This is a genomic window from Microbacterium xanthum, assembly GCF_034531355.1.
Classification (GTDB): domain Bacteria; phylum Actinomycetota; class Actinomycetes; order Actinomycetales; family Microbacteriaceae; genus Microbacterium; species Microbacterium xanthum.
Genome location: NZ_JAWHUE010000001.1, coordinates 676210 through 688424 on the forward strand (window position 1 = coordinate 676210; position 12215 = coordinate 688424).

Here is a 12215-nt window from a genome sequence, read left to right on the forward strand (position 1 = left end):
CTCTCTCGACAGTAGGTGTCCCACAACCATGCGGCAAACCTCTTGCGCCTTCGCCACAAAGCACCCCGCTTGCTCCGCCCGGGTGGATTGTGCCCGCTCCACAGCCGCGCGGCACCCGCCTCCGGCCGGTCGCGAGCTATCCCTCCGCCGCGACGACCTCCAGCACCGCTTCTCCGTAGGCCTCGCGTTTCGCGGCCCCGATCCCGGTGATCCCATCGAGATCGGCCATGCTGCCGGGGCGGTGCTCGGCGAGGGCCCGGAGGGTCGCATCGGTGAAGACGACGTACGCCGGTTTGCCGATCTCTCGCGCGACGCCCGCGCGCCAGGACCGCAGGGCTTCGAACAGTCCGCGGTCACCGTCGGCGAGCGTGTCGGCTGCCGCGGACTTCCGCGACCGCGAACCGCCACCCGAGCCGCCGCGCCCCAGCACGTCCCGCCGCAACGGCACCGGCGTCTCTCCCCGCAGCACCCCCGTGGCCGGGTCGCCGAGAGCGAGGGTGCCGTACTCCCCCCGCGCGACGAGGATGCCGCGGGCCAGGAGCTGACGGACGACGCTGCGCCAGTCCTGGTCGCTGAGGTCCGCGCCGATGCCGTAGGTCGCCAACCGGTCGTGACCCTGCTGTCGGATGCGGTCGGTGGATGCCCCCCGCAGGATGTCGATGAGGTGACCGGCGCCGAAGGACTGACCGCGTTCGCGCTGCAGTCGCACCACGGTGGAGAGGAACTTCTGCGATGCGACCAGGCCGTCCCACGTGTCCGGCGGGGTCAGGCAGGTGTCGCAGTTGCCGCAGGGGTCGGACTCCTGCCCGAAGTAACCGAGGAGGTTCTGCCGTCGGCAGGCGACCGTCTCGCACAGCGCCAGCATCGCGTCGAGATGCTGACCGAGCCGCATCTTGTAGGTGCGGTCGCCGGGCGACTGGTCGATCATGCGGCGCTGCTGCACGACGTCGCCGAGCCCGTACGCCATCCACACGACAGCGGGGTCGCCGTCGCGACCGGCGCGACCGGTCTCCTGGTAGTAGCCCTCCACCGACTTCGGCAGGTCGATATGGGCGACGAACCGCACATCCGGCTTGTCGATCCCCATCCCGAAGGCGATCGTGGCGACCATCACGACGCCGTCCTCCCGCAGGAACCGCGACTGGTTCGCACCCCGCACGGACGCATCGAGGCCGGCGTGGTACGGCAGCGCGTCGATTCCCTGACCGGCGAGGTATGCGGCGGTCTGTTCGACGGACTTGCGGCTGAGCGCGTAGACGATGCCCGCGGCGCCCTCCGGCTGCGCACGGATGAACGACACGAGCTGGCGCCGCGGATCGACCTTGGGCTCGATGCGGTACTGGATGTTCGGCCGGTCGAAGCTGGCCACGAAGTGGCGGGCCTCCGGCAGGTGGAGACGCTCGGTCAGCTCCCGATGGGTCGCCCGTGTCGCGGTGGCCGTCAGGGCGATGCGAGGCACTCCGGGGAAGCGCTCGTCGAGGTCGCCGAGGGCAAGGTAGTCGGGACGGAAATCGTGGCCCCATTGGCTGACGCAGTGTGCCTCGTCGATCGCGATCACGCTGAGCCGTCCACGCTGGAGGAACGCGCCCGTCTGAGCCATCGACAGGCGCTCGGGGGCGATGTAGAGCAGATCGAGCTCGCCGCGCACATACGCCTGTTCGACCGCGGCCCGCTCGGCCGGCGTCTGGGTCGAGTTGAGATACGCCGCGGCCACACCGTTGGCGACGAGGGCATCCACCTGGTCGTGCATGAGGGCGATGAGCGGAGACACCACCAGGCCCGTACCCGGCCGCACGAGCGCCGGCACCTGGTAGCAGACGCTCTTGCCGCCACCGGTGGGCATCAGAACGACCGCGTCGCCACCGCCGATCACGTGCGCGACGATGTCGGCCTGCTCGCCGCGGAACGCGTCGTAGCCGTAGACCTCGTGGAGGACCGCCGCGGGGTCGGCGCCGGTGAAGTCGCGGTGCGCGGAGGACGCGACCGTGGCGGCGGGCTCAGCCGGCGGCATCCACTCGTCCTCCGGCGGCGGGGCGAACTCGTCGTCGGGAGGCGGCGCGAGGTCGTCGGGATCCCAGTCGGCGTACGGGTCGGCCTGCGGATCACTCACCCGACCAGGGTAGTCGCGGCCCCCGACGCGTGCCGCGCCTGTGGACAGCCCGCAGATCTCCGCCCGCGAGCTCCCCCGCACCCCCGCGCCCGGGGCGTTCACCTGTCACCGGATGTCGCAATGGGCGCGCATTCCGGCATCCCGTGACAGATGAACCGGCCCGACACCGCGACGGCGCCACGGGGGGCGGCGCGATCAGGCGGGGCGCGCGGCTAGAGGCGCACGACCTCATCGACGACGACCACGGCCGAGCCGGCCTCCTCGGAGGCGGCGAGGTCGACGTGGGCGCGGATGCGCCAGTCGTGGTGCCCGGCGGGGTCGTCGAGGATCTGCTCGACCCGCCACACCCCCTCGGCAGGCTGCTCGTCGATTGCGACGAGCCGGGGGGCGCGCGCCGAACCACCGGTGAGCAGCTCGTCGTGCTCGGCGAAGTACCGATCGAGCACGTCGGGCCAGCCGACCTCGGGATCGAGCTCGACGAGGTCGTCGTCGCGTTGCAGAGCCGCCAGCTGCACGCGGCGGAACAGTTCGTTGCGCACCAGCACGACGAACGCGCGGCGGTTGTCCAGCACCGACGGCGGCGCCGGGGGCACCACGGGTACATCGGGGTCCGCGGTGGGGTTCACCAGCGCCTCCCACTCGTCCACGAGGCTCGAGTCGACCTGCCTCACGAGTTCACCCAGCCACTCGATGACATCCAGCAGCGCGTCGGTGCGGGCATCGGCGGGGACGGTCTGCGTGATGGCCCGGTAGGCGTCGCTGAGGTAGCGCAGCACGAGCCCCTCGCTGCGACCCAGCTGGTACAGCGAGACGAACTCCCCGAACGACAGCGCCCGCTCGAACATGTCGCGCACGACAGACTTCGGCGCGAGCTCGAAGTCGCGCACCCACGGCTGACTCGACGCGAACGTCTCGAACGCCTCGCCGAGCAGGTCGGCGAGGGGTTTGGGGTAGGTGACCTCCTCGAGGAGCTCCATGCGCTCCTCGTACTCGATCCCCTCGGCCTTCATGGCCCCGACCGCTTCGCCTCGGGCCTTGTACTCCTGCTGCGACAGGATCGCGCGCGGATCATCGAGTGTCGCCTCGATGACGCTGACCACATCGAGGGCGTAGTGCCCCGATCCGGCCGCCCCCGGTCCGTCGTCGGGGTCGAGGATGTCGATCGCGGCCAGCGCGAACGGCGACAGCGGCTGGTTCAACGCGAAGTTCGGCTGCAGGTCGACCGTAAGGCGGATGCGCGGGTCCGTCGGCTCCTCCCGGTCGATCTGGACGATGCCCGCCGCGACCAGAGTGCGGAAGATCGCGATCGCCCGGCGGGCCAGGGCGAATCGCCGCGCGCGCGTCTCGTGGTTGTCGAACACGAGCGAACGGACGTTGCCGAAGACGTCTCCGCCCCGGCCGATGACATTGATGAGCATCGCCGCGGTGAGCTGCAGGTGCGGCGTGAGGGGTTCGGGCTCGGCGTCGACGAGCCGCTGGAACGACCCCTCCCCCCAGTTCACGACACCGGTCGGCGCCTTCTTCCGCACGATCTTCTTGCGCTTGGCGGGATCGTCTCCCGCCTTGCGCAGCGCGGCCTCGTTCTCGATCTCCCAGTCCGGGGCCATCACGACGACGTTTCCGTACGGGTCGTACCCGGCCCGTCCGGCGCGACCGGCGACCTGATGGAACTCTCGGGCGCTGAGCTGCCGCATCTTCGTGCCGTCGAACTTCGACAGCGCCGTGATCACCACCGTGCGGATGGGAACGTTGATGCCCACCCCGAGGGTGTCGGTGCCGCAGATCACCCGAAGCAGGCCGCGCTGGGCCAGGGTTTCCACGAGGCGCCGGTACCGCGGCAGCATCCCGGCGTGGTGCACGCCGATACCCGCACGGACCAACCGCGACAGCGTCTTGCCGAACCCGGTCGTGAACCGGAACCCGCCGATCGCGTCGGCGATCGCGTCCCGCTGCTCACGGGTGACCACCTTCACGCTCGACAGGGCCTGTGCCCGCTCGACGGCAGCGGCCTGGGAGAAGTGCACGATGTAGATCGGGGCCTCGCGCTCGTCGAGCAACGTCGTGACGAGTTCGTGCGCGGGCACCCTCGCGTAGGAGAAGTGCAGCGGCACGGGTCTCACCGCTCCGGTCACGCGCGCCACCGGGCGGCCTGTGCGGCGCTCGAGATCCTCGGCGATGTCGGTCACGTCGCCGAGCGTGGCCGACATCAGCAGGAACTGTGCGCGCGGCAGGAGCAGCAGCGGGATCTGCCACGCCCATCCGCGATCCGGGTCGCCGTAGTAGTGGAACTCGTCCATCACGACCTGGTCGATGTCGGCGTCGGCGCCCTCGCGCAGCGCGAGGTTCGCGAGGATCTCCGCGGTGCAGCAGATAATCGGCGCGTCCGGGTTCACCGACGAGTCTCCCGTCACCATGCCGACGTTCTCGGCGCCGAAGACCTCCACGAGCGCGAAGAACTTCTCGCTCACGAGCGCTTTGATCGGCGCGGTGTAGAACGTCACACCGCCTCGCGCGAGCGCTGCGGCGTGGGCGGCGATCGCGACCAGCGACTTGCCCGTGCCCGTGGGTGTGGACAGGACGACGTGGGAGCCGCCCGCCAACTCGATGACCGCTTCCTCTTGCGCCGGGTAGAGCTCGATCCCCCTGGCCGCCGCCCACGTCACGAAGCCGTCGTAGACGGTGTCCTCGTCGGCTCCGACCGGGACCAGCTCGAGAAGCGACGACATGCCCCCACTCTTCCATCTCGCCCCCCGGTCGGCACGATCGGGGACGACGCAACCCCTCGCGGAATCTTCGACCACACCCGTACCGTGGGGGAAGCGACGGAAGGAATCCCCGTGACCGACAGCTCCGAGACCCCGCGCATCACCCGCAACGACGACGAGTCCCGTTACGAGATCCACCTGGGCGAGGTGCTCGCCGGCTTCACCCGATGGGAGGCCGACGACCGCGGGCGCCTCCAAATGGTGCACACCGAGGTCGATCCCGCGTTCACGGGGCGTGGTCTGGCGTCGATCCTCGTCGCCGATGCCCTCGGCGACATCGCGGAGCGTGACGAGACGATCGTGCCGCGGTGCCCCTTCGTCGTCAGATACCTGCGGGACAATTCCGTGCCGGGCCTGTCGGTCGACTGGCCGCACGGCGCGCCGACCGACGACTGACGCCCATGACGCGCGTGGATGGCGCGGGCGAGGTCGTCGCCGAACAGGCCGCCGAGTGCGACGGGCCCCGCGCAGTGATGCTGGAGTCGCGCGAGGTGCCGCTCGGCGGCGTCCGTGCGATGTCGGTGCACCGCTCCCTCCCGCAGCGGGAGCTCCCGCTGGTGGGGGCGTGGTGCTTTCTGGACCGGTTCGGTCCGCAGCGCACGCGGATGCGCGTCGAGCCGCATCCCCACATCGGACTGCAGACGGTGACATGGCCCTTCGTCGGCGATGTGCGCCACCGCGACTCGGTCGGCAGCGACGTGATGGTCCGCCGCGGCGCACTGAATCTCATGACCAGCGGCGCCGGGATCGCACACTCGGAGTACTCGGACGGCGAGGAGGCGACCGATCTCGACGCCCTCCAGCTGTGGGTGGCTCTGCCCGAATCCCGCCGTCACGGCCCGCCGGACTTCGAACGCCACGAGGACCTCCCCACCCTCCGCCTGCCCGCGCGGATCGGGGAGGAGGGCCGTGCGACCGTCGTGCTCGGCCGCCTGGGGGAGGTCGTGTCGCCGGCATCCGTCTACACCCCGATCGTCGGCGCGGAGCTGCAGATCCCGGCCGGGGCCACCGTGGCGCTCCCTCTCGAACCGGCCTGGGAGCACGCGCTCATCGCGATCGACGGGACCGCGAGCGTGGACGTGCGGCCGGCGGGCGACGTCGACACGGTCGACCTCGACGACAAGCGCATGCTCTATCTCGGCACGGCGCGCGATCACGTGACGCTCTCGTCCGCATCCGGAGCCCGCCTCTTCCTCATCGGCGGCGCACCGTTCGAGGACGAAATCGTCATGTGGTGGAACTTCGTGGGCCGCGCCCACGAGGAGATCGTCGAGGCCCGTGAGGCGTGGGAAGCCCACGGCGAGCGCTTCGGCGAGGTCGTCGGGCACGGCGACGAGCGCATCCCCGCCCCGCCGTTGCCGAAGGTGCGCCTCACCCGACGCCGACGCCGCCTCTGACCTCGCCCCGAGGCGTGCACGGCTGCGGGGATCGTCGCCGGCACGCCGACGGGAGGTCCGGCGGCCCGGCGCGTCGCGCACGATCCCCGCGGGTGTGCCCTCCTGGCGACCCGGGCACGACGACCCAGGGAACGACGACGCGCCCGGACGTCGGCCCGGGCGCGTCGTGGTGGGGGTCAGCGGAGGACGAGGAACCCGGTCAGACCGACCGAGCGGGCCAGGGTGTCGCTGCCGGTGTAGGTGGCGACGACGACCTTGATGCCCTTCTTCTGAGCCGGCAGCTCGAAACGGACGGCTCCGTCGGCGAGGGTGCCGGTGAGCTTGGTCGAGCCGACCCACACCTCCACGGTGCCCTGCGGGACGGATCCGTCGTCGGCTTCCACCTCGACGGTGGCGACCCAGCTGGTCTTGGAGGTGCCGACGTAGCGGTTCATCGACACGTCGGTGTCGGTACCGACCTTGACGAAGACCTCGTTGCTGAGGGCCGATCCGGCGTTGGCGTTGCCCTCCGCGGCGGCCGTCACCCGCACCGACAGGGTCGTGCCGACGTCGTCGCGGGTCACCTCGTACGACGGGGATGTCGCCCCCTCGATCGGGGTGCCGTCGCGCAGCCACTGGAAGGTGTGCGCGACATCCGCCGGCTCCCACTCGCCCGACGTCACCTCGAGGATGCGTCCGACCTTCGCCGTGCCGGTGATCTCCGGCGCCGTGACCGCCTCCGGTGCTGCGGCCCCGGAATCCACCGACAGGATCGTGCGCACCTCGGAGTCTCCGTAGCGCACGACGCCCAGGTAGGAGGTCTCGGCCTGAAGGCCGCTCCAGGACAGCGCGTAGGTCGCCTCCTCACCCTTGGTCACCGGCAGCGGGTTCGGCGTCGCGGTGAGCGCTCCCTCACCCTCGGGGGTCACGAGGGCCTGGGTGAGGTCCCACGTGAACGGCTGCGTGATGGCGTACATGTTCGCGACGATCAGGTAGGTCCCGGCCGTCGGGGCGATCAGGCTCACCTGTTCGTCGGCGGATGCGGTCGCCGACACGAACTGCTCGTAGTAGCGGGTGTCCTCACGGCTGACCACGCGGTAGACGATCAGGTCGAGGTCGCTCCCCTCGTCATCGGAGGAGTCCAGCGTCCACTGCGCGAGCGTGGTGCCCTCCGCCACGTCGGCGAACCAGAACACGTTGCCGTCGGCATCGCCGGAGTTCTCGTCACCGGTGTGCCCGTCTACCGGGTTGGCCGGATCGGCGAGCAGCTCGACCGGCGCGAGACCGGAGAGGTTCAGGGGAAGCTCACCGGAGACGCCCGCGTCGATCGTGACGTCGGTCGATCCGGTGATGCCGGTGCCCGACACCTCGGCGGGGGCATCGGCGGTGACGGGACGGACCGCCAGCGGCGAGCGCGCCGTCGTGCCGTCCTCGCCCGTCCACGTCATCGACCCGGTGGCCCACTGCTCGACGGGGGCGTCGAGGTTGCGGATCGTCACCTCGAACGACTGCTGCTCGCCGGCGGCGCCGAAGGTGAGGGTGGCCGGCGAGACCGACACGTCGACACCGGGGATGGCCGCCTCGACCGTGTACGTGCCCGGCCGCGTCGCGGTGAGCGTACGGGTGACCGTCTGCTCCTTCGACAGCGTCCCGATCGCGAGCGACGCGAGGTTGAGGTCGCTCGGGTCGATCGGATCGATCCCGCCGAAGTCCCAGTTGCCGGTTCCCTCGACGAAACCGGCCCAGTCGACCGGGCCGTTCAGGTAGAGCACACCCGGGTCGAGGAAGTCCGTCGGCTCCACCTGCCCGGCGCCCTGCGCGAACGGATCGGTGGTGGCCGAACCGTCGGCGTTCACCGTGTCGGATGCCGTGGTCATCATCGCCGACTTGACCTCGTCGGGCGTGGCGCCGGGGTTGGCGGTCAGGTACAGCGCGGCCAGGCCCGCGACGTGGGGCGCAGCCATCGAGGTCCCCGAGAGGATGCCGAAGGTCGGGTCCTCCCCCGCGCCGTTCTCGGTCGCGGCGAGGATCGCCACACCGGGTGCGGCGACGTCGGGCTTGATGACGTCGCTGCCGTCGGCGAGCATGGGCCCGCGGCTGGAGAACCCGGCGATCTGCGGCACGGGGGTCTCCTCGCCGGTGGTGTTCTCCCCGATGAGGGTCGCTTCGGCGTCGGCGGTGTTCCGCACGTAGTCCAGCAGGGCCTCACGCGTCGTGTCGGGCAGATGCACCGTCGGCACCGAATGGAAGTCGTTGTCGAGCGAGCCCGGCGTGACGTTCACGAGGATCGACCCGACGCCTCCGGCCTCGGCGACCGTCTGCGATTTCTCGACGCGCGCGATCACCCCGCGATCGCACACCACGATGTGGCCCGCCGCGGCGGCCGGATCGATCGAGTCGAGGTAGCACAGGGCCGCGTCGGCGGCCGAGACGCCGGCCGCCGGGATGTCCCCGGCGTAGACGACGGGGGCGGTCACCGAATCGCCGAAGGGAACCGTCACCGATGCGCCGGCTTCGAGGAAGCCGTTCGGAAGCGACACCGTCCCCTCCCAGGTCGGGATGGTGGATGCCGCCACCGTGGTGTACCAGGGCGCGGCGTGATCGGCGGTCGACGCGTCGGGCCCGGAGTTGCCGGCGCTGGCGGCGACGAACACCCCGGCGACCGCGGCGTTGAAGAAGACCTGGTCGTCGGGCGACCACGTCGTGGTGGCCGCGCCGCCGCCGATGGAGTAGTTGATGACGTCGACGCCGTCGTTCACGGCGGTGTCGATCGCGTCGAGGAGGTCGCTCAGCGCGCAGATGTCGTCGCTGGTGACCAGGGGGTCGGGTCCGACGTAGCAGGCCTTGTACGACGCGACCTTCGCGGCGGGTGCGACGCCCGAGACGGCCCCGAAGTCGATGCCCTCCACCGAAGCCGACACACCCGCCTCACCGGCGGCCGTGCTCGCGGTGTGCGACCCGTGGCCGTCGCCGTCGCGCGGTGACAGGTAGTCGTACCCGAAGTCGAACCCGGCGTTGGCCGCGCCGGTGGCGAAGTACTTCGCCCCGATGAGTTTGGTGGAGTAGTCCTCCACGCTCCAGTCCTGGCCGGTGACCCGCGTCGCGCGGAACTCGTCGCCGTTCGCCTTCGCGAACACGACGTCGTCGCCGTCGAGGTACGGCTCGTCGCCGGGGACGGAGCCGAGCGGCTCACCCGCGAACGACGGGTGTTCCGGAGCGATGCCGGTGTCGACCACGCCGACCACGATTCCCTCGCCGGCCGCATCCGCACCGCCGAGCGACTCCCACACACCACCCGAGCCCTCCAGACCGAGGAACTCCGTGGAGGGCACGGCGACGGGGTGGCGGATCTCATCGGGGTAGACCCCCACGACACCCTTGGCCCCCGCGACCTTGGCCGCCTCCTGGGGCGACATCTTGGCACTGAAGCCGTTGAGGGTGACCTGGTAGGTCGCCTCGGGGTTCACACCCGTCTCTGCGGCCACATCCCGCTGGCGTTCCTCGAGGAAGCCGGCGTATTCCTTGACCTCGCTGGACTGCGTGTCGAGTTTCTCGCCGTCGGCGGGCTTGGTGGCCCGCAGGCCCGATTCGCCGCCGTCGTAGGTCGCGACGGGATCCTCCTCCAGCAGCACGATGTAGGTGCCGGTCGGAGACTCGATCGGGGTGGGCGGGTTCACCTCCTCGGACCCGGTGGCGCCGAAGGCGGTGGCGGTGGTGGTTCCGGTGAGCAGCGCGGCGACTGTGACGACCGCTGCCGCTCTCGCGGTGTTTCGACTCATGTGGTGAGCTCCCGACGGGGAAGGGAAGGGAAGGCTGCACGGCCCCGTTGCCGTGCAGTGGGCCCAAACGTAACTCACAGTCCGTTCCCAGGGAACGGGGTCTGCGTGAGAAACCGATGAGAGGACGGGGCTACGCTGGGCACGTGTCCACCCGATCCCGCCTTTCGACGAGCGTTCTGCTCACCTGCGCGGCGATCGGGGTGGCGACGGGGGTTGTCTCGGCCGGCGCAGGGGCGGTCAGCGGCGTCGTGTCGGCGGCCGTGCCGGTGCTGTACGGACTGGTGCTGGGCGTCCATGTCCTGCCCGGGGTGATCGCCCAGGTCCTGCTGCGGATGCCGTGGGTCGCGCTCATCTCCCACCTGCTGGCGGCGTTGGTGGCGAGCGCCTTCGTGGCCCCCTGGATCGGACGCTACCTCGGCACCGCGATCCTCATCGGCGGACTCCAGGAACTCATCGCCGCGATCGGACGCTACCGCCGCTGGGAGCGCTGGCGCTACTTCGTCTCGGCCGTCATCGTCGGGATCGTCCTGGCCGTTCCCATCGCGCTGGTCGCCGACCTCGCGCGGTTCGAGCCGTGGGCGCAGGTGATCTACATCGCCATGTTCATCGTCGGCCCGGTCGCCTGGACCGCTGCAGCCGTCGCGATCGGGGAGGCCCTGCGCCGCACCGGCGTCGGCCGCACCGCGCGCCGCCGCTGACCGCACCGCGCATCCCGACCGCCGCGAAGGTCGGAGAATCGGGTCGATGTCGGATGATCGAGCCGAGATGCTCCGACATCGGCGCGATCCTCCGACATCGGCGAGCGCACCGGGACCGCCGACGCGGCTTCCGATAGCGTCCGGAGGGTGATTGCCGCGCTCGTCGTCCTGCTCGCCCTCGCGGTATGGAGCGCCCTGTCGGGTCCCCTGCAGAAGCGCGGCGTGACCGCGGCGCTGTTTCTCGCGACGGTGGGCGTGGCCGCCGGCCTGGCGCTCCCCGACGTGTTCGACCTCGACATCGACCCGGCCGGCGCCGAACGGGTCGCCGAGGTCGCGCTGGTGCTGCTTCTGTTCAGCGACGCGATGCGGATCGACCTGCGGGCACTGCGCCGCCAATTGGAGTGGCCGAGTCGGCTGCTGCTGATCGGGCTTCCGCTGACGGTGCTGGCGGGCCTCGGCGTGGGGCTGCTGGTGTTCCCGGGCGTCGCCGTGATCTCGATCGCGCTGATCGCGGTGATGCTCGCTCCGACGGATGCCGCACTCGGCCAGCGCGTGGTCGATGACAGCTCGGTGCCCCCGCGCGTCCGGCAGGCGCTCGACGTCGAGAGCGGGCTGAACGACGGGATCGCGGTGCCGTTGTTCCTCGTGGCGTTGTCGGTCGCGAACGCCGAACTCGAGTCGAGCATCCCGTCGGCGGTCGCGGTGAACGTGGCCGAGCAGATCGGATGGGGAGCTCTGGCCGGCCTCGTCGCGGGCGTCGGCGGCGGGGCGCTGTTCCGCGCGGCGTCGACGAAGGGGTGGATCGACGGCCGGTGGCGCCAGGCCCTTCCCCTGCTGGCCGCACTCCTCGCCCTCGCGATCGCCGAGACGCTCGGCGGCAGCGGCTTCATCGCCGCCTTCGTCGGCGGACTCGCCTTCGGACGCACCGTGGGCAGTCCGCGCACCGAGGTCGGCGTCTTCACCGAGAGTGCGGGCGACCTGCTGGCCGCCGCGACGTGGGTGCTGTTCGGCGCCGTCGCCGTGACCCTCGCCCTGCCGCTGCTCACCTGGCAGGTCCTGCTCTACGCGGTGGCGAGCCTGACGGTGGTCCGGATGGTGCCGGTCGCCATCGCGCTCGCCGGCCGCCGCGTGGGGCTTCCCACGATGGCCTTCATCGGGTGGTTCGGCCCGCGTGGTCTCGCCTCGCTGGTCTTCCTGCTCATCGCGACCGGGGAAGGCATCCCCGACGCCGACATCGTCACGCCGACGGTCATCACCACCATCGCCCTGAGCATCGCGCTCCACGCGCTGACCTCGGTGCCGTTCATCGGCCGCTTTCACCGCTGGGCGCAGCAGCGCGCATCCGCCGATCCGCTCGCCGCCGAGGCGATCGCCACCGACGTTCCCCGGCGCCGCCACGACCACCCCGCGTGGCTCGCCCATCTGAATGCGGGAGCACCGGGACACCGGGAGTGAGGGTGGGCTAAGTTAGGAGCACCTCACCTTTT

At 71.0% G+C, this 12215-nt stretch carries 7 protein-coding genes; 4 read left to right on the plus strand and 3 right to left on the minus strand.

Annotated elements, in window-relative coordinates:
• Positions 1–136 precede the first annotated feature (136 nt).
• Together recQ and RZO50_RS03215 are read right to left on the minus strand one after the other, a co-directional pair.
• Positions 137–2011 carry a DNA helicase RecQ gene (recQ, locus tag RZO50_RS03210; protein WP_416211571.1) on the minus strand — a complete coding sequence of 625 codons (1875 nt, stop codon included), beginning with the start codon at positions 2009–2011 and terminating at the stop codon, positions 137–139.
• Positions 2012–2322: 311 nt separating this feature from the next.
• Positions 2323–4836 (minus strand): DEAD/DEAH box helicase, encoded by a 2514-nt coding sequence (locus RZO50_RS03215; RefSeq protein WP_322598249.1) that lies wholly within the window; start codon positions 4834–4836, stop codon positions 2323–2325.
• A gap of 111 nt (positions 4837–4947) precedes the next feature.
• On the opposite strand from RZO50_RS03215, the gene RZO50_RS03220 reads away from it, so the two are divergent.
• A complete protein-coding gene (locus RZO50_RS03220; protein WP_322598250.1) occupies positions 4948–5271 on the plus strand; it encodes a GNAT family N-acetyltransferase in 324 nt (107 codons plus the stop codon).
• 5 nt (positions 5272–5276) lie between these two features.
• The gene (locus RZO50_RS03225; protein WP_322598251.1) at positions 5277–6272 is read left to right on the plus strand and encodes a pirin family protein; all 996 of its coding nucleotides are present in this window, start codon (positions 5277–5279) and stop codon (positions 6270–6272) included.
• A 176-nt stretch (positions 6273–6448) separates the two neighbouring features.
• Here the strand turns inward: RZO50_RS03225 and RZO50_RS03230 are convergent, their stop codons facing one another.
• On the minus strand, positions 6449–10030 hold the full coding sequence (locus RZO50_RS03230) for a S8 family serine peptidase (RefSeq protein ID WP_322598252.1): 3582 nt from the start codon (positions 10028–10030) through the stop codon (positions 6449–6451).
• A gap of 143 nt (positions 10031–10173) precedes the next feature.
• On the opposite strand from RZO50_RS03230, the gene RZO50_RS03235 reads away from it, so the two are divergent.
• Positions 10174–10728, plus strand: coding sequence for an ECF transporter S component (locus RZO50_RS03235; protein WP_322598253.1), 555 nt, complete (start codon positions 10174–10176; stop codon positions 10726–10728).
• A 147-nt stretch (positions 10729–10875) separates the two neighbouring features.
• On the plus strand, positions 10876–12183 hold the full coding sequence (locus tag RZO50_RS03240) for a cation:proton antiporter (RefSeq protein WP_322598254.1): 1308 nt from the start codon (positions 10876–10878) through the stop codon (positions 12181–12183).
• The last annotated feature ends 32 nt before the right edge of the window (positions 12184–12215 follow it).